At 34.0% G+C, this 24,503-nt stretch carries 16 protein-coding genes; 14 read left to right on the top strand and 2 right to left on the bottom strand.

The features are described 5' to 3' along the window. The first annotated feature begins 35 nt into the window (after positions 1 to 35). The 3 genes from HMPREF1135_RS09625 to HMPREF1135_RS09615 all read left to right on the top strand — a co-directional run bounded on the left by HMPREF1135_RS09625 (position 36) and on the right by HMPREF1135_RS09615 (position 3,027). Entirely contained in the window at positions 36 to 818 is a 783-nt protein-coding gene (locus tag HMPREF1135_RS09625) for a GNAT family N-acetyltransferase (protein WP_007594692.1), read from the top strand. 66 nt (positions 819 to 884) lie between these two features. After that, positions 885 to 1,991: a phosphoribosyltransferase domain-containing protein gene (locus HMPREF1135_RS09620; RefSeq protein WP_007594690.1), complete on the top strand. Its 1,107-nt coding sequence runs from the start codon at positions 885 to 887 to the stop codon at positions 1,989 to 1,991. Further along, on the top strand, positions 1,981 to 3,027 hold the full coding sequence (locus HMPREF1135_RS09615) for a cysteine protease StiP family protein (RefSeq protein WP_007594689.1): 1,047 nt from the start codon (positions 1,981 to 1,983) through the stop codon (positions 3,025 to 3,027). The genes HMPREF1135_RS09620 and HMPREF1135_RS09615 overlap by 11 nt, the downstream gene beginning before the upstream one ends. Positions 3,028 to 3,060: 33 nt before the next feature. Here the strand turns inward: HMPREF1135_RS09615 and HMPREF1135_RS09610 are convergent, their stop codons facing one another. Then, complete coding sequence (locus HMPREF1135_RS09610; protein ID WP_007594688.1) at positions 3,061 to 4,020, bottom strand: HpcH/HpaI aldolase/citrate lyase family protein; 960 nt, start codon at positions 4,018 to 4,020, stop codon at positions 3,061 to 3,063. 112 nt (positions 4,021 to 4,132) lie between these two features. Here HMPREF1135_RS09610 and HMPREF1135_RS09605 point away from each other — a divergent pair, with 112 nt between their 5' ends. From HMPREF1135_RS09605 to HMPREF1135_RS09575, 7 genes are all read left to right on the top strand, one after another. Then, positions 4,133 to 5,614: a S1C family serine protease gene (locus HMPREF1135_RS09605; RefSeq protein ID WP_007594687.1), complete on the top strand. Its 1,482-nt coding sequence runs from the start codon at positions 4,133 to 4,135 to the stop codon at positions 5,612 to 5,614. 31 nt (positions 5,615 to 5,645) lie between these two features. Then, positions 5,646 to 7,898 carry a YceG family protein gene (locus tag HMPREF1135_RS09600; protein ID WP_007594686.1) on the top strand — a complete coding sequence of 751 codons (2,253 nt, stop codon included), beginning with the start codon at positions 5,646 to 5,648 and terminating at the stop codon, positions 7,896 to 7,898. Between the two features lie 54 nt (positions 7,899 to 7,952). Beyond that, on the top strand, positions 7,953 to 9,092 hold the full coding sequence (locus HMPREF1135_RS09595; RefSeq protein WP_007594685.1) for a toxic anion resistance protein: 1,140 nt from the start codon (positions 7,953 to 7,955) through the stop codon (positions 9,090 to 9,092). Between the two features lie 14 nt (positions 9,093 to 9,106). Next, positions 9,107 to 9,688: a TerD family protein gene (locus HMPREF1135_RS09590; RefSeq protein WP_007594684.1), complete on the top strand. Its 582-nt coding sequence runs from the start codon at positions 9,107 to 9,109 to the stop codon at positions 9,686 to 9,688. A 30-nt stretch (positions 9,689 to 9,718) separates the two neighbouring features. Further along, positions 9,719 to 10,336, top strand: a complete 618-nt coding sequence (locus tag HMPREF1135_RS09585) for a TerD family protein (protein WP_007594683.1) — start codon at positions 9,719 to 9,721, stop codon at positions 10,334 to 10,336. 128 nt (positions 10,337 to 10,464) lie between these two features. Continuing rightward, positions 10,465 to 13,134, top strand: coding sequence for a calcium-translocating P-type ATPase, PMCA-type (locus tag HMPREF1135_RS09580; protein WP_007594682.1), 2,670 nt, complete (start codon positions 10,465 to 10,467; stop codon positions 13,132 to 13,134). 192 nt (positions 13,135 to 13,326) lie between these two features. Continuing rightward, complete coding sequence (locus HMPREF1135_RS09575) at positions 13,327 to 14,250, top strand: Rpn family recombination-promoting nuclease/putative transposase (RefSeq protein ID WP_007594680.1); 924 nt, start codon at positions 13,327 to 13,329, stop codon at positions 14,248 to 14,250. A gap of 450 nt (positions 14,251 to 14,700) precedes the next feature. On the opposite strand, the gene HMPREF1135_RS09570 is transcribed toward HMPREF1135_RS09575, so the two are convergent. Beyond that, on the bottom strand, positions 14,701 to 15,984 hold the full coding sequence (locus tag HMPREF1135_RS09570) for a hypothetical protein (protein ID WP_007594678.1): 1,284 nt from the start codon (positions 15,982 to 15,984) through the stop codon (positions 14,701 to 14,703). A 269-nt stretch (positions 15,985 to 16,253) separates the two neighbouring features. On the opposite strand from HMPREF1135_RS09570, the gene HMPREF1135_RS09565 reads away from it, so the two are divergent. The 4 genes from HMPREF1135_RS09565 to HMPREF1135_RS09550 all read left to right on the top strand — a co-directional run bounded on the left by HMPREF1135_RS09565 (position 16,254) and on the right by HMPREF1135_RS09550 (position 23,768). Beyond that, positions 16,254 to 20,522, top strand: coding sequence for a protein kinase domain-containing protein (locus HMPREF1135_RS09565; protein WP_007594676.1), 4,269 nt, complete (start codon positions 16,254 to 16,256; stop codon positions 20,520 to 20,522). A gap of 128 nt (positions 20,523 to 20,650) precedes the next feature. Further along, a complete protein-coding gene (locus tag HMPREF1135_RS09560) occupies positions 20,651 to 21,631 on the top strand; it encodes a nuclease-related domain-containing protein (RefSeq protein WP_007594671.1) in 981 nt (326 codons plus the stop codon). Continuing rightward, the gene (locus HMPREF1135_RS09555) at positions 21,619 to 22,095 is read left to right on the top strand and encodes a 4Fe-4S single cluster domain-containing protein (protein ID WP_007594669.1); all 477 of its coding nucleotides are present in this window, start codon (positions 21,619 to 21,621) and stop codon (positions 22,093 to 22,095) included. Before HMPREF1135_RS09560 ends, HMPREF1135_RS09555 begins: the two co-directional genes overlap by 13 nt. Before the next feature lie 20 nt (positions 22,096 to 22,115). Continuing rightward, on the top strand, positions 22,116 to 23,768 hold the full coding sequence (locus HMPREF1135_RS09550) for an anaerobic ribonucleoside-triphosphate reductase (RefSeq protein ID WP_007594667.1): 1,653 nt from the start codon (positions 22,116 to 22,118) through the stop codon (positions 23,766 to 23,768). Positions 23,769 to 24,503 lie beyond the last annotated feature (735 nt).

Genomic DNA, 24,503 nt, shown 5'->3' with positions numbered 1-24,503 from the left:
GAAAGATAAAAAGAAAGAGTAGGCGAGGAAAGGTTATGATTGAACTTGGTTTAAATGAGAGGGAAGGTCTGTCTGAATTGGCAACAGATGATATATTGGTCAGGCTTGCACTTGCCGGCAAATGCGGAAAAGTATGGATACCGGCCACAGGCACAGCTTCATACTGTGTTATAAAGGTATATCACTATATGTATATAGTAGGAGTTACTCCAAAGAAGGACAGAGCTGTTTCCTTGTGGGGAACTATTGCAAGACATGGAGAAGGAGCCTATATAATTCCAACTTCAGAGTCATGGATAGACTGGCTTGTAGAAAATATAGATTGCAGATATAGAAATTTCTCAAGATATCTTTTAGCTTTTAAAGGTGTTGAGAACAGAGCACTGTTGGAAGAGTTAAACGGGGCGCTTGAGGAAGGTTTGAATATTGATAATGTCAGACCGGATGATTATGATGCCTTGTTAAAGGATATGTGGAGCGAAGATTTCGCCGCATGTTTTGATAACAGAGATGAATTTGCCAAAGATGCGACAGGATATATGGTATATAAAGACGGAGTCGCATTAAGCGGTTGTGCGGGTAGAGCATATGGCGACGAATTTATGGAGCTTGTTTTTGCTACAAATCCTGACTACAGGAGAAGAAACCTTGCGCTCACGGCAGCATCAAATGTGTCACTTTATCTGGAAGATAAAAAAATAAATCCTTATATAGATGTTAGAAATCAGCACTCTGTAGAGTTGGCCTCAAGACTTGGGTTTGAATTTATAAAAGAATATCAGGTATACCAAATTTATAATACAGAGGATGAAATCTAAGTAAAAATAATTTAGAATATAGGGGTGGCGAAAGTCACCCCTATATTTATGTCAAAAGGTGGTAGTATGGATAAGATAAGCCCTGCAAAACGTCTTAATAATAATAAGAGAGGCTATTTGATAATCAATGCAAATCAGGGAAAGCATAAGATTGCATTGATTAGGGATGTGAAAAATGAGTATGACACTCTTGCGAATTTATCAAGTGAAATTTTAAAGAATTCACTTGTAATAGGATTTGCGGAGACTGCAATATCGATAGGAGCTACTCTTGCAAGCAGTGCGGGAGCTTTTTTCATGCAGACAACCAGAGAAAATATATGTGCACAAAATGAGTATATACATTTTACAGAGGCACATAGTCATGCTATGGAGCAAAGACTGGTACTTGAAGATATGGAAAAGATATATAATCAAGTAGACAGAATAGTATTTGTTGAAGATGAGATCACAACAGGAAATACTATATGGCATTGTATAGAGGAGATTGAGAGCATATTTAAAGGTGGAAAAAAATATGCCATAGCACCTCTTACAAATACATTGTCGGAAGAAAGAAGAAAATTCTTTAAAGAAAAGAATGTGGATATAGTCTATATAAGAGATATAGATAAAGAAGGTTTTGAAGACGATGTGGTCGATACTTTGACCAATGGCGATGTGTACAGAATCAACGCTACATTAAGCAGCGATGATGTAAAAACAATTAATTTTAAGACGGATATCAGAACAAGAAGGCTTTTAAATATAAAGGATCTGGATGCGGAGACAGACAGGCTTGGAGAGTTCTTGGAAGAAAGAATTAATCTAAAGACTCTGTTGAAGGATAAAAAGACTGTAACGGTACTTGGAACTGAAGAATTTATCTATGTCCCGATAAAACTGGCAGAGTATATAGATACCGTTTCAGATGCAGATGTATATGTGCACTCATCTACAAGAAGTCCTATTGAGGTATCAAAGTTAGAGGATTATCCCCTTCATACCAGATATGAGGTAAGAAGTATATATGATAAAAACAGACAGACCTATATATATGATTTGAAGGAGTCTGATATATTCTTCCTTGTTACGGACGGAAAAGAAATTGAAGGAGAAGCCGATATCCTGGAGGCAATCAGACTTTCAGGAAATAAAAATATATATTTGATCAGGTGGGATAATGAAGAGTAGTTACAAAGAAAGCGATGTCATTTTCCTCTTAAAGGATGTTACGGGACTGGTAGAACCTCTGCCAAGTGTGGAAAGGGAAAAGCTTATACAATCAGGAATGCATTACAGTGAAATGCTGCCGATAGAGTATATACCCACAGAAGAATATATGAAAATATATTTTGATTCATTCAAGGTTTTCGGACAGAAAATGGCGGATTCTCTTGCATCTTTGGCAGATAAAGTGATAGAAAAAAGAGGGAAAAATGTGGTTTTGGTCTCTCTGGCAAGAGCAGGTACTCCGATAGGAGTGCTGCTTAAAAGATATATAAAGTGGAAGTATGAAACCGATGTGGCACATTATTCCGTTTCTATAATAAGAGACAGGGGCATTGATGATAATGCTATGAAGTATATACTTGCACGTCACAAGGCCAAAGATATTCTTTTTGTAGACGGTTGGATAGGTAAGGGTGCAATACTTAAGGAATTAAAATCGGCCTGTGAAAATTATGAAGGGGTATCTGAGGAACTGGCAGTGGTATCTGATCCTGCAGGTGAGACGGAGCTGGCAGGCACTTATGACGATATCTTTATTCCAAGCTCCGCCCTTAATGCTACGGTATGCGGACTGGTAAGCAGGACTTTTCTTAGATACGATATAATAGGTAAAGACGATTTTCACGGTGCGGTCTACTATAAGGAATATGAAGAAAATGATTTGAGTTATCACTTCATTGAAAATATAGAAAAGCTTTTTAAAAAATATGTAAAGGATGATAGTATCAGAGGAGCAAGGGGAATTATTGAAGTAAAAAAGCTGGCGGATAAATACGGTATAAAGGATATAAATCTTATAAAGCCCGGCATAGGAGAGACTACAAGAGTACTGCTTAGGAGAGTTCCTTGGAAGATACTTATAGATGAAAGATATAAGGATGATAAAGAACTTAGGCATATCATAAAGCTTGCCGGTGAAAGAGAAAGTGAAATAGAATATACATGCTTAAATAATTATAAATGCATGGGAATAATAAAGAAAATGAAGGACATTTAAAAAATGTGTGAGTGGGAAAGACTCACACATTTTTTAATATTTTTTAACGCCGAAGTACTGTGCAAGTAATATAACTTCCATTGCCCAACTGTAATGAATCTTCGGTTCATTTATTCTGGTATTGTTAACATTGGGACAGGAACGATACATCTTCTTGTCATCAAGTACACTTAGAGCATCATCATAGTCAATACTTGGAACTTTATAGGCATCGTTTACCACAAGTATCTGTTTCGGATGCACAACCGTTTTACCTACAAAACCGTTTAATTTATCAAGCTCAATTTCCTTTCCCAGACCTTCCTGCCAGCCGATACCTGCATAGTATTCATAGGCAGGTGCCGATATTATATAATCACTTGAAAGAGTTGCGATAATGTCGGACAACAGTCCGGCAACCGGACCGCTTTGATATATAGTTTCATCAACTCTGTGCCTGACGCAGAGCATATTGAGTATACTGCCTGCCGCAACCAAAATATTTAAAACATAGTCCTCATATGCGGTAAGTTTTTCCTTAATTGCATACAGATAATTATGTCTGTTTCGAAGGTCAAGAAGTGATACACAATCAAGTTCAGGTAATATATACACAGGAGTGGAAAGTACCGAATTTATTCTTTGCATTTCATAAATATATATATCGGCATTTGATACGGAAAAGTCGGGTAATATAAAGCCGGTAATCATATCCAGTAAGCTGCCGAATTTTTTATACAAGTGGGCTATATGTGAGGTGGAAAGCACTTTTATAAACAGTTTAGGTATATAGAACTCTCTCTCTTTTTTTGAAACAAACAGTTTATCCAAGGTCTTTATAAGTATATTCTCAGCTTTATCCGCTTCGGCATCATTACTTGCCATGTCAAATGAAAAAGCTAAAGAAAATGGAATATTAAATCTTTCAAGCATTATATCGTCTATAATACCCGTGTTATTTGCATCGGTATAAAGCAGTGCACCCACGCTATAGTAAATACTGGAATCTTTCATGACCAACCCCTGTCAAAAAATATTGAATATAGGCTTATATTTTTCGCTAATATTGATATAATTATACCATATAATATATAATAAAAGAAAGACAGATTTTAATGGAGCAAGTATGCCGAAATATAGATTGAATCCTATAAATATAAACAGTATTACAGAGTTTGGAAGAGTAAGGGGTAACAGAACAGGTGAAATAAGAAACACCTACATGGTAAAGTTTACAGGTGCAAACGCAAATACAAATAAGGAAATAAATGAACTTAGAAAATATCTGAAATCTGAGATGAAGCAGGGAAGGATATACTATAAATATCTTGACTCATTGGATATAAAGAGCGATTGTATGGAGCAAAAGCGGGCTTATGAAGCTTTTATATCCACATGTCATTTTGATACGGCTTTAGTGAGACAAAATAATATAAGTGAAAATGAGCTTATAGAAGCGGTAAAGGAAATGCAAAAACTCCTGCAAAAGTACAAGAAGAATATTTCGGATACAATAGAAAAAAATATAATGGTAAAGCTCTTATATTGGCTTGAAGATAATTTTTCGGATATCAAAATAAACGGAGATAAGAATATAAAGGTTGTAGCGGAGAATATACAAAAGGAATCGGAAATCTATTTTTTTGTTTTTCTTAATTTACTCGGTATGGATGTATGCCTGCTGCAGTACTCAAAAGATATCTCCGTACCGGATGAATATTTTTACACAAAAAAGCTCGGTGATTTTTATGACGGCAAGATGATATATGAGCAGGATGAGCCTACAGAAAATTATCAGATACAACAGCCTACCGATACCGGAGCGAACGGAATGAATGCCGCACCGGTAAATACGGGGGGTGAGAGAAAAACGGTTACCATAAGTCTGGCATCCACCAGAAGAAAAGACAGAGACTCTAAAACTAAGGCGGTTAGTGTTTCACCCGCAGTCGCACCGGTTAACAATCATCCGAATACAGGTGGAAGTACTTCCGCCAGCACTCAGATACCTGCTGTAAATGTGAGCAGAGATAGAGAATTAAGCTATGTGGAACTTGCAAGACTGTCAACATCAATTGTAATGATAGCGGTATTTGACAACCGTAAGAAGCTTCTTGGAACAGGTTCGGGTATAATGATCGGTAGAGACGGTTTTATACTCACCAATAATCATGTTATAAGAGGCGGATATTATTTTGAGGTAAGAATAGAAGATGATGAGAGAATATATGAGACAAATGAGGTTATAAAATATCATCATCATCTGGACTTGGCAATAATAAGAATTTCAAGAGTGTTAAATCCGTTGAGGCTGTATAGCGGAAAAGAAAGTCTTGTAAGAGGGCAAAAGGTAGTGGCAATAGGAAGCCCTCTGGGGCTTTTTAATTCGGTTTCAGACGGTATTATATCAGGCTTTAGAAATATAGATAATGTGGATATGATACAGTTCAGTGCACCTACATCGCCGGGGTCATCAGGAGGAGCGGTACTGAACATGTACGGAGAGGTAATCGGCATAAGCACTTCAGGTTTCAGTGAGGGGCAGAATATAAATCTGGCTGTACCGTATGATGCAGTATATAATTTTACGAAGAGCTTTATAAGATAAGAAAAGTTTTGACTTGAAAGGGGATGAATGCATGTTATTGCATCAGAAGATAAAAGGGCTTGAAGACTTTTTTAAAAGGCAAAGTGAAAGAAAGCCGAAGGGAGTATATTTTTACAGAGTAAATTCCTATGATGAAACAATACTTGAATTTATCAGAAAATACTATGAATTGGCCAAGAGAGAAGGGGCAATCATAGATAAAAGTATAGAAAATCCTACTGCGGACAATATAGCATATTTTAATGAAATAATCGGAGATAAATATGTTCACGGACCGGGATTTATGGCTGAGGCTTTAAAAAAATGGCTGCCGAGAATTAAAGATTATCAGAGGGCATCCATAGCCGACGGAATTTATGATACCTTGGAAGTTTTAAGGCGTCAGGGTAAGAATATAGATATCTTGAAGAATAATTTTATAAGGATAATGTGCTGGCTCTATTATAATTTTTACAATATTATGGAAAAACTCGGAAACGACGATGTACCTAAGATTATATTCTGGGGGAATGTAAATTTTTCAGAGCTGTCAACTTTAAAAATACTTTCAAATGCCGGTGCGGATATTATTCTGGTTCAACCGGGCGGTGATTCAAAGTATATGGCAATAGATCCGAAGTCCGAATACTCTATAGATTTGGGAATGGGAAGTGAGAGCTTTCCGGCAGGATTTGATCTGCAGTGGCTGTTAAAGCAGTATGATGAAGATAAAAGTAAAAAGCTTTTGTACAGCAATAAATCAAATGCCGTTGCCAATACAAATGCATGGCTTAGCGGAGATCTCTTTGAGGATTTAAAGAATACAAGAAGAGGTGAGAATACAAGGTTTTTCTACAATATGTTTGCAAGAATAAACGGTTGTGACAATAGAAACACCTATGTGAACAATCTGTATTTGCTGTATCAGGATTTGAAAAAAGCAAACAGAAGCATAAAGGTGATAAACAATAAAATCACAAATCCGAGTGTGGACGAGATTTCAAAAATAAAAAGAGGCAATTATGCCAATGAAAATCAGCTTATAACGGACCTGAAGAAAAATATCAATCTAAAGAGCAATACCTTTGTGGATGTGGCAAGGGATGCCTTTGTGGATACCATGATAGAGACAGGTAAACTGATGAATATGGATCTCAATAAAATGATGAATAAGGGAATATATATTTTATGCTGGTTCCAAAGATATATACCGGATCTGCTTGGAAATACCGATATTCATTCACCTGCTCCCATACTTATATACTTCGGAAATGTGGAAACCGATACGGAGAGTCTGTTCTTAAATATGGCGGCAAAGCTGCCGATAGATGTGATTATCTTTAATCCGGAAAAGAAAGAGGATAAACTTACCGGAGAAAGATTATATGAGGTACATTTTGAAGAGACTTTGAAAGTAAATGAATATCCTACAGACGGAAACAATCTTTCAATGGGTACAATGGCATATAATGCCGAAAGAGATCTGGATACTATGATGTATTCTGATACCGGAATGTACAGAGATATGCAATTTTCCAAGGCCAATATTATAAAACTTTCAACTACTTATGAAGAAATAGGTATTTATTGGAAGCAGGAGGCGAGGTTTAGACCGAATTTTTCCACAGTCGATGATGTTGTAAATATTCCTGTAATGTTTGCCAAGATATCAGGTGTGGCAAACTCGGATACAGATACATATTTTCAAAATATCAAAGACCTTATAACAGATACAACATTGATATATAAGAATGAGAGTATATACGGAAGAAACTGCACCGTGGCAGCAGGGGTACCGTCTTTTTTCAAGAACGGAAGACTTGACAGAGAGGGAATAAAGCAGTCACAGATTTATAAATATGACTATTTAAGAGCTGAGACTCAGGATTATATTCTTGATAAATTGTCGGAGCTTTTAAGGAGAAAGACTATAGCGGGAACAAGACAAAACGGTACGGAATACAAGATAATTACAATTGTTTTAGATTTACCTAAGGAAATTTTAAGATTTATACAAAGCTTTGATTTTACAAAATGTCCGCCAAAGCTTATAATAGTAAATACAACGGAATCTGTTATTTCGTTGGAAGACAGCATAATTGTTGCTTTTTTGAATCTGATAGGATTTGATATAGTATTTTTTATACCTACAGGTTATGATAATGTAAGCAAATACTACAACTCTCAGATAATGGAAGAGCATATAATCGGCAATTATCTTTATGATATAGCCATACCGGATTTCAATAGACTGAGGTCTGTGAAGGAAAAGAAAAAATCATTTTTTTCAAGACTTTTTGGTTAATGAAAACTAATATTGAGCCTTTGTGACATTTTGGAACGAGGCATAGGAGGAAAGATGGGACTTGATTTTTCAAAAGCAAAAACCGTAGAAGCTGAAGCGGTAACAAGCGACGTTGCAGAGAATGAAGCATTACCTACCGTTCAAACCTTTGATATTGCAGTAGAGTCTGCAAAAATCAAGAATGAACTGGCGGATTCGGCAGAGGTTGATGCACTTGTAAGCAAGATAGAACTTGACAATCTTGACAGTATTGTTACATTTGGTGGCGAGGTTGCTACAGAGATATCAAAATCTTCAGATTTGGTACTCAACAGTATGAACATCGCTCAGATTGAGGAAACCTCAAAGATGTTGGGTGTTCTTACCAATATCATGAGCAAATTTGATATTGAAGAGATCAGACAGGAACCGGGTCTTTTTGACAAGCTCTTCGGCGGTATAAAAAAGCAGCTGGATAAGATAATGACAAAGTATCAGACCATGGGCGGTGAAATAGACAAAGTGTATGTAGAGCTTAAGGGCTATGAAGGTGAGATCAAAGAGACCAATAAAAAGCTCAATACCATGTTTGAATCAAATGTAAATTATTATCATGATTTGTTAAAATATATCATGGCAGGTGAGCAGGGATGTAAGGAACTGGAAGGTGCTATAGCAGAGAGAACTGCAGAGATGGAGCGCACAGGTGATAAGTCAATGCAATTTGAGCTTACAACTCTAAACAATGCACTTATGATGCTTGAGCAAAGAACTCAGGATTTAAGAGTTGCAGAGAATGTTGCCATGCAGACTATTCCAATGTTAAAGACTATGGAATTCAGTAATATAAATCTTATAAGAAAGATAAATTCGGCTTTCATTATTACATTGCCTATTTTCAAGCAGAGTCTTGCACAGGCTATTATGCTCAAACGTCAGAGATTACAGGCTGAGGCATTATCTGAGCTTGATAAAAAGACCAATGAAATGATTTTAAAGAATGCCACAAATACTGTTGAGCAGGCAAAGCTTACAGCTCAGATGGCTTCAGGAAGTTCTATAAAGGTGGATACTTTGGAGAAGTCTTGGAGAACTATTGTAAACGGTATCGAAGAAACAAAGAGAATTCAGGACGATGCCAGAAGACAAAGAGTTGAAGATAAAGCTAAACTTGAAAATATTAAAAACGAATTTTATAAGAAATTCGGTGTATAATAAAGGAGGATTTTATGCCAATAAATTTATCTAAAGGACAAAAAGTAGATCTTACAAAGACAAATCCGGGACTTAAGAAAGTTATCGTAGGTCTTGGATGGGATGTAAATGCATTCGATTCAGGTGCAGACTTTGACCTTGATGCAGCTGCGTTTATGGTAGGGGCAAGTGGAAAATGCCCTACAGAAAAGGACTTTGTTTTCTATGGAAACTTAGTACATCCTTCAGAGAGTGTTACACATATGGGTGATAACTTGACTGGAGAGGGTGACGGTGATGATGAGCAGATCAAGATTGATCTTTCAAAGGTTCCTGCAAATATTGAGAAGATTGCATTTACAGTTACTATATATGATGCGGATTCCAGAAGACAGAACTTCGGTCAGGTTTCAAATGCTTATATCAGAATTTTAGATGAAGTGACAGGCGCTGAAATCATCAGATATGACCTTGGTGAGGACTTCTCTATTGAAACAGCGGTAGTTGTAGGTGAACTTTACAAGCATGCGGGCGAGTGGAAGTTCAACGCTATAGGAAGTGGCTTTGGTGGTGGACTTGCTGCACTTTGCAATCATTATGGTATAGATGTAGCTTAAGTTACATATTAGATGTATTTAGGAGGACGTATGTCTATTAGTTTACAAAAAGGACAAAAGGTAAGTCTGTCAAAGGAGAATGCAGGCTTAAAGAAAATAATAGTTGGTCTTGGATGGGATGAGGCACCAAAAGCAGGTGGAGGTGGTGGATTTTTGTCATCACTCTTTGGCAGCAGTCAAAGCCAGGATGGAAATATAGATTGTGACGCTTCAGCTTTTCTATTGCAGGGCGGAAGATTGGTTAATAAGGGAGACGTTGTTTATTATGGAAATCTTCGCCATTCATCAGGTACAGTCATTCATATGGGTGATAACTTGACAGGAGCAGGAGAGGGAGATGATGAACAGATCACTATAGACCTTGCAAGTATACCGGAAGTTTATGATAAAATTGTTATTGTCGTAAACATTTATCAGGCAGTGCAAAGACATCAAGAGTTTGGAATGATAAGAAATGCGTTTATAAGACTTGTAGACGCTTCAAACAATAAAGAGATTCTTAAGTACAATCTTACAGAAAATTATTCGGGAATGACTGCAATGATTTTTGGTGAGGTATACAGACATAATGGTGAGTGGAAGTTCTCAGCTGTGGGACAGGGAACTACAGATCCGGGGATTGGAGAATTAGCAAATAGATATATCTAATAAATTTTTATAATATAGAAAATTTTATACTTTTAATTATCATATATTTGCTATAAAATAGCATTTGTAATTAATATTACGGGAGATGGCGTTCGCTGTCTCCCCAAAATTTTGAAAGAGGAAATTATATGAAATTTACCGGTTTGACTGAAAAGGAAGTTGAAAAGTCAAGGCAGGATCATGGCTCAAATGTAATACCTGATTCGGAACCTACCACCTTTTGGCAGGAGTTTAAGGAGACATTCAATGATCCTATGATCAGGATACTTCTTGCTATCGCAGTACTGATGATAGTAATGTTTTTCTTCGGCTATGCTGAAATTTATGAACCGCTTGGTACTATTATTGCGGTAATAATAGTAGCCTTTGTATCTGCAAAGACAGGTGTTGCAAGTGATACCAAGTATCGTGAGTTAAAGGACAACACAAAGAAGGACACATGTAAGGTCTACAGAAACGGTCTTGTAACCGTTATAGATGTGGATGATGTAGTAGTAGGAGACTTTGTACTTTTACAATCGGGAGATAAGATACCGGCAGACGGTATTTTAATAAACGGAGATTTAAGAGTTGACAACTCAGCCCTAAACGGAGAGGCTGAGGAGTGCAAGAAAACTGCAGCAAAAGAGGGATTTGAGTTAAAAGAGGATATCACAGGTGATACATTTGTAGATGCTCATTCACTCTTTAGAGGTGCTGTAGTATTTGACGGAGAAGGTGTTTTAGAGGTTAAGAGAGTCGGACTTAAGTCCATGATGGGTAAGATGGCTCTTGAAATGAATGAAGACGATCCTGATTCACCACTTAAGGTGAAGCTTGGAAAGCTGGCGCATCAGATATCAATTTTCGGATATGTGGGTGCTACGGTAATAGCAATACTTTATTTCGCTTACTTTATAGTAAGAGCAGGCGGACTTGGCAACTATTTTGCTATGGGACCACAGACAATAGTGCAGGACCTGATAAAGGCTGTTACTCTTGCAATAGTTATTATCGTATGTGCCGTTCCTGAAGGATTGCCTTTAATGATATCCTTGGTACTTATGCAAAACACCAGCAGAATGCTTGATCATAACGTACTTGTAAGAAAGGCGGAAGGTATCGAGACTGCAGGTTCACTGAATATACTGTTCAGTGATAAGACAGGAACTATTACAAAGGGAAGCCTTGAAGTAGTGGATTTCTTCCTTGCAAACGGAAACTCAATTGCTATACCGGATCTTAGCGATCACAGCAAGGTAAAAGGTCTTATAGATATTGCAATAGGTAAGAATACTCAGTCATTGTTTGATGACAGAGGCGTGGTAATAGGCGGTAATGCAACAGACCAGGCATTGATGAAGTTTATTGGACATGCCACTTTTGATGCATTACAAAATGAGAAGAGCCTTGTAGTGGGAGCACATCAGGGATTTAACTCAACAAATAAATTCAGTCAGGCAAGAATAGATTCTCTTGATAAGACATTCTATAAGGGTGCACCTGAGAGACTGCTTGCAAAGGCGAAGAAGTTCTTGGATGAGAACGGTGAAGTAAAGACAATTGATAAGGCTGTGCTTGACAGAAAGATTGATGAGCTTGCAGCAAGAGCTATGAGAGTTTTGGCATTCGGATATTCAGAGAAGGCTCTTGTAGAAAACAGTATAAATGATGATATAGTTATCATAGGCTTGGTAGGTATCAGAGATGATGTAAGACCTGAGGCTAAGGATGCTATAGCTGAGGTTATGGGAGCAGGTATTCAGGTAGTAATGATTACAGGTGACAGACTTGAAACAGCTATCGCTATCGCAAAAGATGCAGGCCTTATACAGTCTGCTTCGGACAGAGCGCTTTCATCAGCGGAACTCAATGAAATGAGTGATGAAGAAGTAAAGAAACTTATACCTCATATCAGAGTTATCGCAAGAGCTCTTCCTACAGATAAATCAAGAATGGTAAGACTTTGCCAGGAGATGAATCTTGTTGTAGGTATGACGGGAGACGGTGTAAACGACTCACCTGCACTTAAGAGAGCAGATGTGGGATTTGCTATGGGTAACGGTACAGAGGCTGCCAAGGAAGCCGGTGAGATAGTAATTCTTGATGATAATTTCAGATCTATAAAGGATGCTATACTTTATGGTAGAACTATCTATCACAATATCCTTAAGTTCTGTAAATTCCAGTTGGTTATAAATGTTACTGCGGTTATAGTAAGTGCCATCGCTCCTTTCTTCGGAGTGGAAGAGCCGCTTAAGGTAACTCACCTTCTGTTTGTAAACCTTGTAATGGACGGTCTCGGAGCTATAATGCTTGGAAATGAGCCGGCTAAAGAAAGCTACATGATGGAAAAGCCAAGAAGAAGAGATGAGAATATCATCAGCAAAAACATGGCCATTCAAATTTTAAGCATGGGACTCTGGCTTACAGTACTCAGCTTTATATATCTTAAGGTTCCGTTCTTTGCAAATCTGTTTGACGGCAATGAGGAAGAGCTTCTTACAGGATATTTTGTACTGTTTATAGCAAGTGCACTCTTTAACGGATTTAATGTAAGAGATGAAGGATTCGGAATATTTAAGGGCTTTAATGAAAATACAGGATTCCTTAAAGTGTTCTTTGCAATAATCATAGTACAGGCGCTTATAGTAAATGCAGGTGCTATACCTTTTGCACCTTTCCAATTTATCGGAAAAATGTTTAGCTGTGTACCGTTTAGTGTACAGGGATGGATAGTAATATTCATACTTGCATTCACAATGATACCTGTAGATATACTCAGAAAAGTTGTAATGAAAACATATAAGAATGCTTAATAAGTAATACTGGGCTGTCGCTTGCGACAGTCCTTTTTTATTGGAATATAAATATATACGTTATTGTATTTTGGACATATATACGGTAAAATGAGATTATTATATACAATCTAAATTCTAAAAGTTCTAAATTTCAAAAATGATCAAAGAATAATCCAACAGTAAAAATTTTTGGTATAATAAGGAGGAGATATGCAAGATAAGGATGTAACAGAGAAGATGCTTGAAAAGTACAATGACGTTTTTGCGGATATTCTAAATGTACTTTTATTTGGCGGTAGAAACGTGGTAGATGAAGCCACGCTTAAGGATGCATTGCCGATGAGTATGCTGAAGATAGACGGCAGGGTAAGATCACAGGAAAGAGATATAGCAAAGTATTGGCGTAAAAACAAAATAAACGTAGCATTATTCGGACTTGAAAATCAGACAACAGCGAATAAAATTATGCCGCTTAGAGTATTTGGATATGATGGGGCAGAATATGTAAAGCAAAGCAGAAAAGAAAACATTGACAAGGCAAAGTATCCGGTGATAACTTTGGTGTTGTATTTGGGATATGAAAAGAGGTGGAACTATCCAAAAACACTTTTTGAAATACTGGATGTAGATGAAGAAATAAAGCCATATGTAAATGATTTTAAGATAAACTTATTTGAGATAGCTTATTTGGATAGAGAAAAGATAGACTTATTTAAGAGTGATTTTAGGATACTGGCTGATTACCTGTATCAGATGAGAAAAAACAGAGATTATATAGCTGATGAAACTGCCATCGCCCATGTGGAAGAACTTCTGACATTAATGTCTGCAATGACCGATGATAACAGATTTGAAGAAACTATAAACGAATTGAAAGGGAAGGAGAAAGTTAATATGTGTGAAGTGCTGGATAGAGTAGAGGCCAGAGGAATAGAAAAAGGTATGGAAAAAGGAATAGAAAAAGGCATGGAAAAAGGCATGGAAAAAGGCATGGAAAAAGGTAGGGCGGTAGGAAGACAGGAAGGTGTTATAAGCATACTTGCATCTTTGGTCAATGACGGAATACTAAGTATTGATGAGGCTGCTGTCAGAGCAAATATGAGCGCCGAAGATTTTGAGAAATTTATAAAGTGATATATTAGGGTGTGTGAGAAGAGGTATATATCTTTAACACATCCTTTTTATTGTTTTGCCTATAAATGAGAATGATTTCTAATTCCTCCTATGATGATTTTCTTGAGAAAGTAATTATTATTAAATATTGAAAAAAGCTTTCTACTTGTATATTACTATTCATTTTAAGGATTGATCCATATATTTTTCTTATTGCCATTAATTTCTTTAAGTATAGACGTTTAGTTCCTTGGTAATCTATAGAGTACAAATTCAATTTATCTGTTTTTACATTTTTGTGAGCAGTGATTATAGAATGGACATACAATATAAATTTTACATTGCTATACTTCTTTCAGTATTCCATACAAGTTTCATCGTATTAGTTACCTGTACTATAGGTAAAAAAGAATGACCTAGAACTTATTTTAATTCAAGGCCATTCTAAATTTTAAACTAGTCTTTAATATACTACTCTTCGTCGTCTAAACTAATCTCTTCTATGAAATATCTAAAATATTTTAGAGGCTGTTGTTTAAGAGAAACAAACATAAAGAGCCAATCATAAGGATTACCTGGATATAGCGGTTCATACCCACATCTATAAAGAGTATAATTCAGCTCTTCAACAAAAGTATCATAAAGTTCTTCGTTTGAAAATTCTTTAATTTCTTCAACGTACCCAAGATCAATTCTGACCCAGAAAACATAGAAATTTAAAAGTATAATTAGTTTTCTGATGGCATCATAGGATTTCGAATTTCTGATTTTTTCAAAGTCAAGTATATCAGACAGTGTCTTTATACTTGGGAAATTATTTTTAACAATATATGGGATACTTATAGTATCTATTTTTGTAGCAGTTGAGTTAAAACTTAGAATACGCCTAATTATGAATTTCTGTGCTTTAACAGGTAGGCCTGAAATATACTGTAAATCGTCAACACTTGAAATGTTTGAAAAGAATTCCTGCATTAACAGTCCCCATTCTTTTTTAGAAGAAAGATTTTTGGGAACAGAGTCAATATTATTATTCCTTTTTATTGTACGCTTTATATTATCAATTTCTTTCTTACCTTCATCTGATGGGAGGAGTTCATTAACCTTGTTTTTAATCTCATCATATGCGGTATGGTTCCATGAATTGAAGTTGTCTTTATTATATGTAAGAAAGTCGATTAACTCATCTTTTGATTTAAAACTGTCAATTCTTTCTCTTACGAATTGTGTGTAGTTATCAAACTCTTTCAAACTATTTTCATCAACAGAGTTATTTTGTGAATTATTGATTGTACTAATAATTTCCTGAGATTCCTGATATGAAAGTCCGTTGATAAAAGCATAGTAATATATGGACTCATCAATAGTATGACAGTTAAATGCACGATCATAATATACATGATGAAAAAACCATTTTGTATCATTATAGCTAAGTTTAAGTGCAAAGCAAATTTCATAAATTTGTTGTCTATATCCGGATTCTACTTTAGGTCTGTGCTCTTTATTAAACCAAGATGTAACGGTAGCAGGTTTGATTGTTGAGACTATTAACTTAAGATTTTGGTATAAGATATCAGATAATTCCAGATAGTTAAGATTTATGTCATAACCTTTTTTGTACATCAATTCCTTTAAACCTTCATCAAAATCACGAAAATTATTAGGATTTTTCAGATAGTCGGCAGCACCATATATATCGTAATCGTCGTCATCAAAATCTGTAAGGCCGGCTATATTAAATTCAGTGTATCCCATAAAGCGTCCTCCATAAAAACATTATATGTAGATATTATATATTAGTAGATATAATTATTCCATATATAACTTATATAAGAGATATTAATTAAAATCACAATTACAAACTTAAACAATGAACGTCATATAGTAAATTTAAGATATTAAATTTATAAAATAAAATTTTGGAGGGTAGTATACGGAGCAATTTTTGGTTGTATGTATAGAGATTTTGTAAAGGAAAATATATAATATTATACAGGTATGTTTAATAGAAAGGGCGAATAGAAATGATTGACAGAAGGGTTGCACTTCAAAAAGGATATTTATTTAATCATAGCGATAATGAGAGAATAGAAGTAGTATCTGAGATTGGTAGGGGAGCTAATTGCATTGTTTATGATGCAAATTTATATGATAAATCCGGGGTCAAACATAGTATCAGAATAAAAGAATTATATCCGGTGTACTTATTTGCGGAAAGAGAAGAGGATTATTCGCTTATATATAAGGATTCTGTACTTGATAAGATTGAAAAGACTAAAGATCAATTTAAAGAAACATATAAGAAAGCTGTAAATTTTAAAAATAAAGTAGGATTTATAAATTCAACAATAGACTCATCCGGTATATTTGAATTTAATAATACAGTATATATTATAATGACTCTTAATGAAGGTATGGATTATGAAAGGTATAAGGATGAGTCACTTAAAGAGGTATTAAAATATATTAAGAGTTTAGCAATTCTAATTAAAAAATATCATGATAAAGGTTTTCTACATTTGGATATAAAGCCGGAGAATATATTTGTTATTCCGGAGACTACAGAACATATATATTTATTTGATTTTGATTCAGTTATTAATGTTGATCAATTGGAAAATAAACGAATAATGGAATTGTCATATTCCGAAGGCTATTCTGCGCCGGAACAGATTCGAGGACAAATAAGAAATATAGGGTATCATACGGATATATATGCAATTGGAGCAGTATTATTTTATAAAATTTTTGGCAGAAAGCCGCAACAGGAAGATTGTCGAATATCAAGTATATATTGTTTTGAATGTATGAATTTTGCTAATGAAAAGTATAGGCCTAAATTATTTAAAAGGTTATCGTATTTTTTTCACAAAGCTTTAGCTATATCAATAAAAAGCAGATGGTCCGATTTAAATGATGTGATAGAGGTATTAGATGAGTTAATAGTATTATCAGATGTAGATGCACACTATTTAGTTGATAATTTCGTGTATAATCCGGCTTGTTTTGTAGGAAGAAGTGATGAACTTGTAGACATACAAGAAGCTCTAAGTGAGAATCAGGTTGTTTTTATATCCGGAATAGGTGGAATCGGAAAGACGGAATTAGCTAAACGCTATGCGTATGAATATAGAGATTACTATGAAACGATAGCTTTTGCCTTTTTTAACGGATCAATAGAACATACAGTGTGTCAGGAATTAGTTATCAATAATATGAGTATGGATGAGAATGTGGTCCTATGTCAAGAAAGTGAAGACAGTTATTTTAAGAGAATAGTTGCAGTATTAAAGGAAACTACAACAGAGAAAGATTTGATTATTATTGATAACTTTGATGTAGATTCGGATGACAGATTGGAGGAACTATTACAATGTCCATGTAAGTTTATATTTACTACCAGAAAAGATTTTAGAGACTATAATTTTAGACAGATAAATATAGGTAGAATGAAAAAATCGGAAGAGCTAAAATCATTGTTTTGTTATTATAACAATACTTTATATGATATGGAGGAGACAAGTTATATTGATAAGCTGATAGAGTATGTTGAAGGACATACTATGACGGTTGAACTTATATCGAAATACTTAAGAGACAGTGATATATTACCGAGAAAATTATACGAACTGTTCCTTAGCAAAGAGGGTGTTACAAATACAGATGAGACAGTTGTAAAACAACGAAAAGACAGAAGGATGAATGCTGAGAGTGTTAACAGGCACTTAATGATTTTGTTTGATATTTCAAATTTCGACAGCAAAACAAATGAAATAATAAGTTCGCTATCACTATTTGCAGGTATTAAAGTAAGAAAAGATATATTTATAGGTATATGCAATATAGATGGATGCGAAGACAAAATTCATAAACTCATACTGAACGGATGGGTTGAATATGATGAGTTTTATAATAAGATATCCTTACATCAAGTTATACAAGATTTGATTTTTAAGGAGTACAAACCGTCTACCACTAGCTGCCCAAATGTGGCAAATGGAATAATATTATATTTAAATCAAGAGTATAGCGGGTATATAGAGCGCAATATAAGAAGAAGGGTATTTGATACAGTATGTGAGCGAATTACAGGCACTGATATTCTTTATGCAAATATATGTTTGGAGTATGGGAAGAAGAATAAAGTTAATGAAGCTATTGCTATATGTGAGAGAATAGAGTGTTGTAATTCTCACCATCTTTTAGTTAAACTTTTGTTAAAAAGGATTAAGTATATTTGTGATTTTGACATACTATGGGAAAGTGTCGATGACAGTAATGTTGAAGAATATTATGAGAATATTCTTGGAAAGGTTGAAGAAATATTTTGTTATGCGATTGATATTTGTTATAAGGAGAAGAATCTAAGAGATAGATGTACTTTACTTGTTGAACTTTGTGATGAGATCGACTCGTTCCTTGCAGATTCAGGCTCGGATGAAAACGTATCTACGTTTATGTCACTATACTTCGATACAATAAATAAACAGGATGATATATATAGAAAAATTATAGAAGTTTATGATTATGTTACAGAAGTTCTTTTAGGGGTAAATATGCCTGTAAAAGAAAAAATTAAGCTATATGGAAAAGTGATAAAATTCTATTCTGATGATGAAGATATTATATCAGATTATAGATTTAAACATTTTGGAGATTTAGATAAGGCATATGGATATCAAGAGGTTATTAGGCTGTTAAGAGAAGGTGATACAGACGGTAAGCATTCAAAATATTTAGAAAAAACTTTGTTGGAGAAATTAGCTTTATCATACACAAATAAAAAGAATTATGATAAAGCTATAGATATGTATTGTAAATTATATGACCGAGGTATATATTCATATAACTCTAAAGTGAAAAACATAGTGGATATATACTTAAAAAAAGGTGACGTTGACAGTGCTATATCAAATATTATGGATTTAATTAGAAAAAGTTCTAAGCTTGATTTTGACATGTGCTTAAAACTGGTTGAGTTGCTGGTAAGAGAGAAGAAGATTGATAAAGTAAAATCATATGCAAGCATACTGATTTATCACCAAAGGAGAAAATCTCACTTAGAGGATGCTAATTTACAAGAGACTCAATATGTATTGATGGCATATTATTATTTATATTGTGTGGAAATTGATATAGAGATAAAGAAAAGGTACTGGGAAAAAGCTAATAGAATCTTTGAATTATCAATATTTAAATCACGGTCTGGTGGAAAATGGATAAATGAAATTATTATTTATCCGTATGTTTTAGAATATTTGAAAAAAGAGAAAATGGATAATTATTCTATTATTGGTATGGTAAACAGTTGTGACAGATCTAATTGGTATTTGAAAGAGAAATTAGAATTTATTAGTACATTAAAACAGGAAAATATTGGTGATAATCCAATGGAGCTGAGAGTATTGTTAGACTTAAAAGCGGCTGAATTATTAAATGAATGTCCAGATGACAGGCTAGAGGAAGCATTAAACTTATGTGAAGATGCTTTAAATACTATCAAGATATATGGACTGGATAATGAATATATAAATAATAAAGTTAATTCTATAAGATCTGAACTGATTTATAAGTGTTCTGGGAGTAAATACGAAGACGTGGATAAAATTAGGAAAAGATGTGACTACTATTTAATTGCTGAGGTTGAGAGCGAGAATAGTGATTTGAATAATTGTATTAAAATATGGGAAGAGGCAGCAGATAGGTATAACAATGTTGGCAAAGATGTAGAACAATTAAGATGCTTATATCACTTGGAACTGATTTTTTTTATGAATCTAAACAAATATGATTTTATTAGATTTTATGGAGATATTGATTTTTTGATTACAAAGGAATTTTATACTTATAAAAACATGAGCAATTATAATCAGGCAAGTTCACTTTTGCGTGATTGGCATAAGTTTACAGTGCAATATTATAGGTATAGGAAAGATATAGAGTTTTATGAATTAGGCTTTAAGGATATTGCAAATAATTTTAATGGTATTGAACATTACGTTGAAGCATATAATGAATATATATATTCATTATATATGCTTTTGTACTATAAGGATGAGAAGTGCAAGTGGGAAGAAGAACTGACCACAAATTTTGTAATATCTTTGTACAAAGATATTATTAAAGGGCTTGATTTAATATCGGAGGATATAGTAGACAAAATTATAGAATTGAAAGACGACATTATAAAATACATGCCGGATGATTTAAAGGATAATGAATACATAAAGACAATAATTCAAATTATATCAAGTAATTATCAAAATAATGAGATAGAGTTTAAGGATAAATAATATGGGTAAAAGCAAGTGTATCTTTGTGCTTGCTTTTTTTTGTTTATCACAATTACAAAGTTCAACAATCAAAAAGCTATCATAGTATTATCAAATAACAAATAACAAGTATTTGAAAGGAGAAATATATGATAAATACAAATGAAAAAATAGAAGAGAGAGCAGTAGAAATTCTAAGTAAGATAACGGCTTTTGACAAGGATAAATATGATAGAAAGTCATTACTTGAGGAGCTGCTAAAATTTCAGGAAGAATTGAGAAATATTTTATTCAATAATGAGCATGCCGACAATGCAGATTTGAGGATATGGAATGTTATTGATCATCTGGAGAAATTAAATAAAGACAAAGGAAATATTGCAGAGGATGAGTTAAAAAATGTTGTGAAACAATGTAAATGTATAGGAAATATGATTAGCGTTTTGATTGCCGGAGTAGCCGGAGAAAATAAAGCGTATTTCAATTTGCAGAACATAAGCCATTATAGAAAGATCTTAAAAAATATAGAGTTGTCTTACGAGGATATAACTTCAGAGTTAGATAATATTGTTGTGACAAAGAAAGGTATATTTTTGATAGAAGTAAAAAATATTCGTCAGGATATTTTGATTGATGAAGACGGTAATATGTATAAGAAAGAGAAGAATGACTTTGTTTATGACTGCAATATAGGGGAAAAGATGAATTACAAAGAGCAATTATTAAAGATTGCAGTAGGTAAATATCTTAAAGATAAGAAGATACATTCAATACTGGTATTTACTAACAGCAATATAAGTGTTGAGAATAAATACAGGTACATTAAACAAAGTTTTTTGGGACAATTGCCACATATTATTGATGAATATGAGGGCAATAAAATTTACACAGAAGTAGATGTGGAAAATATAATAGAATCTTTAAAACTTAATCAGTCCAATAAGGTGTATTCTCCGGAAGTGGATATTAAGAGGTTTAAAGAGGATTTTGCTGTATTATTGGCAACATTGGAAATTAGTGAAGTAAGAATACCAACATCAGTAGAAAAACCAAAGTTTAATATATTGATTGCAATAAATAATGTTTTAAGGAGGTATGGTGAAAGGGGGAAAAATATATGCCGAAATTAGAAGTTGCAGGATGGAAAAAAATGAGTTGTGATGACGGACCGGGAATTAGAAGTGTATTGTTTTTACAAGGATGTAGCATGAAATGCGAAGGGTGTCATAATGTCAGTGCAAAAAATAAAGGTGAAGGAGTAATGTTAGATATTGATTATATTGCAGAATATATTATAGGTAATTGCAATAATAAGAAGCTGACATTATCAGGTGGAGAACCGTTAGAGCAATGGGAAAGCCTGAAAGAGTTAGTAATAGCACTAAAAAAGAACAACTTCAATATTTGCTTATATACAGGATGGGATGAAGAGAAGATACCTGAGAGAGTATTTGAACTTATGGACTATATAAAGTGTGGAGCTTTTGTGAGTGATCTGTCTTGTAAAGAAGTGAATTATGTAGGGTCAAGCAATCAAAAATTATATAAAAAAGATATGAATAATTGTTGGAATAAGATGGACATTGGAATATAGAAAGAACGAGGGATGTTAGTATGAAAAAGGAGCTTTATTTTAGAAATTTGGCAAATTCTGGTAAGAATGCATCAAATAGTATAGTAAAGGCAGGCGAAGAGTCTGAAAAGAGGCGAGTACTTGAGATGATTCCCAAAAGGTGTCGTAATGCACATGACTGTAGATTGATCCACATACACGATTTGGAATTCTACGATATTACATACAATTGCATAGGATTAAATGTAGCAGATCTTATAGGCTTTGGTTTAATGAGTTTTAAAGGAGCAGTTAGAAAAATCAGTAGAAAAATTACAGAGTTGACTAATATGCAGTCAGGAGGGATAGGGTTTTTAGATTTTGATACAGATATGGCATTTTATGTAAAAGATGAAACAATTGAAGAATTAAGTCTGGAGTTTAGAGATTTATTTTTGGATTTAAATACATTTAGTAGAAAAGGATGTGAGAAACCATATGTTACCTTTAATTTTGGTATAGGGGATTTTGATAATGCGAGAAAGGTTTCATATGCAATTCTACGAGCATATGAAATGGGAGATGAAGATGGAAAACCGTTTGTATTTCCTAATTTGGTTTTTAAGCTTAAACAGTCAGTCAACGTAAAAACAGGTTCACCTAATTATGATTTATATCTACATTCTCTGGAATCTACGTCTAAAAGGATGGTACCAACATATTTTAATTGTGATTCACAAATTAATATTGATGCAAATCCAAAAAAGATTGGGATTATGGGGTGTAGGACAAGAGTCGTAGATAACTTATATGGTGATAAGAGTGGAATAAAACGAGGAAATATAGCTTGTGTAACAATTAATTTGGTGCAAATAGCATATAAGACAAAAGGAAATTTAGATGAGTTTAGAAAACAAATTATATCTACACTTGAGGATGCAAGGGATAGCCTTATACACAGATATAATACATTGATTGAGAACGGAAGGTGTGAAGATATTATTAAGCTTAATATATATAAAGACTCTGAAAGCAAAGACATTAAACTTACTTTAAGAAATGGAACTTTGTCAATTGGATTTATTGGATTGTGGGATGCCTTAGCAGTGGTATATAAAAAGGAGTGGGGGTCAATTTTAGAAATGAAACCATATTTGGAGAATGCTGTCGATATAGTAAAAATGATGAAAAAGCAAGTAGATGATTATAAAAATAACACAAAACTAAATTTTTCGTTATTAGCATCAGCAGCAGAAGGTGTAACCGGGAGATTTGCAGAATATGATTTAAATAATATAGGGCATGGAGCTTTAGCTGCGAAAAAAGGATACTATACTAATTCATTTCATTTACCTGTTAATATAAATGCCGACTATATTGAGAAGATACAGTTTGAAGGAATATTTCATTGCTTATGTAATGGTGGGTCAATAACATATATTGAACTTGAGGAGTCCCCCGCTGGCAACACTGAGGCAATTAAGGAAATAGTAGAGTATGCCTATAACAATGACTGCAATTATATAGGAGTTAATTTTCCGCTGGATGATTGTCAAGATTGTGGGTATATAGGGAAAATATCGAAAAAATGCCCTTGCTGCAAAAATGATAATATACGTAGACTACGTAGAGTATCAGGGTATTTGGCAGAGGTAGATAGATTTGTAGATGGAAAGAGGTTTGAACTGATAGATAGAGTAGCACATATTAAATAAATTTATAAACACAATTACAAACAATGACAATGAATTAAATATAATAGAGATATAAGATAAAGACATATGAACGTAAGCTATACAAAAATCTTCTCATATGTGCAGTATCTTATAAAAGTCAACAATGGGAGTGCAATTGATAAGAGAAGTTACTCAATCAGAATTATAAACTGTTATTATTAAAGAACATTGGAGGTAAAGAAATGAAAAGAATAGATAATGTTTTGTCAGGTGATATTGAATGTGTGGAGGGAATAATATGAGCAAATTGAAAGAGAATTTATTAGAACATATTTTGGTTGTAGTTTTGTAGTATCTTACTGATAAAATAAAGAATAAATAGGCCGAGTAACACAAGGAGGAAAGATAAGATGTCAAATTGGAAAAAGGATTTATTAAAGCAGATAGCGGTAGTTATTTTGGAGTATATTACAGAAGGAATAAAGAATAAATAGAGCACGTAGCATAAGGAGGAAAGACAAGATGTCAGATTGGAAAAAGTATTTGCTAAAGCAGGTGGTAGTAGCGGTTTTAGAATATATTACAGACGGAATAAAGAATAAATAGGTCAAGTAGCAAAAGGAGGAAAGATAAGATGTCAGATTGGAAAAAGGATTTATTAAAACAGATAGTGGTAGTGGTTTTGGAGTACATTACAGACGGAATAAAGGATAAATAGATAGAGTAGTATAAGGAGGAAAGATAAGAAGTCAGATTGGAAAAAGGATTTATTAA

The sequence above is a fragment of the Lachnoanaerobaculum sp. OBRC5-5 genome, assembly GCF_000296385.1.
In the GTDB taxonomy this organism is placed as follows: Bacteria; Bacillota; Clostridia; order Lachnospirales; family Lachnospiraceae; genus Lachnoanaerobaculum.
This window is presented reverse-complemented; position numbering and strand designations above follow the sequence as displayed.

Excerpts from the sequence above, each read along its gene's own strand:
- HMPREF1135_RS09625 (WP_007594692.1), top strand. The coding sequence starts at position 36 with ATGATTGAACTTGGTTTAAATGAGAGGGAAGGTCTGTCTGAATTGGCA.
- HMPREF1135_RS09620 (WP_007594690.1), top strand. The coding sequence starts at position 885 with ATGGATAAGATAAGCCCTGCAAAACGTCTTAATAATAATAAGAGAGGC.
- HMPREF1135_RS09615 (WP_007594689.1), top strand. The coding sequence starts at position 1,981 with ATGAAGAGTAGTTACAAAGAAAGCGATGTCATTTTCCTCTTAAAGGAT.
- HMPREF1135_RS09610 (WP_007594688.1), bottom strand. The coding sequence starts at position 4,020 with ATGAAAGATTCCAGTATTTACTATAGCGTGGGTGCACTGCTTTATACC.
- HMPREF1135_RS09605 (WP_007594687.1), top strand. The coding sequence starts at position 4,133 with ATGCCGAAATATAGATTGAATCCTATAAATATAAACAGTATTACAGAG.
- HMPREF1135_RS09600 (WP_007594686.1), top strand. The coding sequence starts at position 5,646 with ATGTTATTGCATCAGAAGATAAAAGGGCTTGAAGACTTTTTTAAAAGG.
- HMPREF1135_RS09595 (WP_007594685.1), top strand. The coding sequence starts at position 7,953 with ATGGGACTTGATTTTTCAAAAGCAAAAACCGTAGAAGCTGAAGCGGTA.
- HMPREF1135_RS09590 (WP_007594684.1), top strand. The coding sequence starts at position 9,107 with ATGCCAATAAATTTATCTAAAGGACAAAAAGTAGATCTTACAAAGACA.
- HMPREF1135_RS09585 (WP_007594683.1), top strand. The coding sequence starts at position 9,719 with ATGTCTATTAGTTTACAAAAAGGACAAAAGGTAAGTCTGTCAAAGGAG.
- HMPREF1135_RS09580 (WP_007594682.1), top strand. The coding sequence starts at position 10,465 with ATGAAATTTACCGGTTTGACTGAAAAGGAAGTTGAAAAGTCAAGGCAG.
- HMPREF1135_RS09575 (WP_007594680.1), top strand. The coding sequence starts at position 13,327 with ATGCAAGATAAGGATGTAACAGAGAAGATGCTTGAAAAGTACAATGAC.
- HMPREF1135_RS09570 (WP_007594678.1), bottom strand. The coding sequence starts at position 15,984 with ATGGGATACACTGAATTTAATATAGCCGGCCTTACAGATTTTGATGAC.
- HMPREF1135_RS09565 (WP_007594676.1), top strand. The coding sequence starts at position 16,254 with ATGATTGACAGAAGGGTTGCACTTCAAAAAGGATATTTATTTAATCAT.
- HMPREF1135_RS09560 (WP_007594671.1), top strand. The coding sequence starts at position 20,651 with ATGATAAATACAAATGAAAAAATAGAAGAGAGAGCAGTAGAAATTCTA.
- HMPREF1135_RS09555 (WP_007594669.1), top strand. The coding sequence starts at position 21,619 with ATGCCGAAATTAGAAGTTGCAGGATGGAAAAAAATGAGTTGTGATGAC.
- HMPREF1135_RS09550 (WP_007594667.1), top strand. The coding sequence starts at position 22,116 with ATGAAAAAGGAGCTTTATTTTAGAAATTTGGCAAATTCTGGTAAGAAT.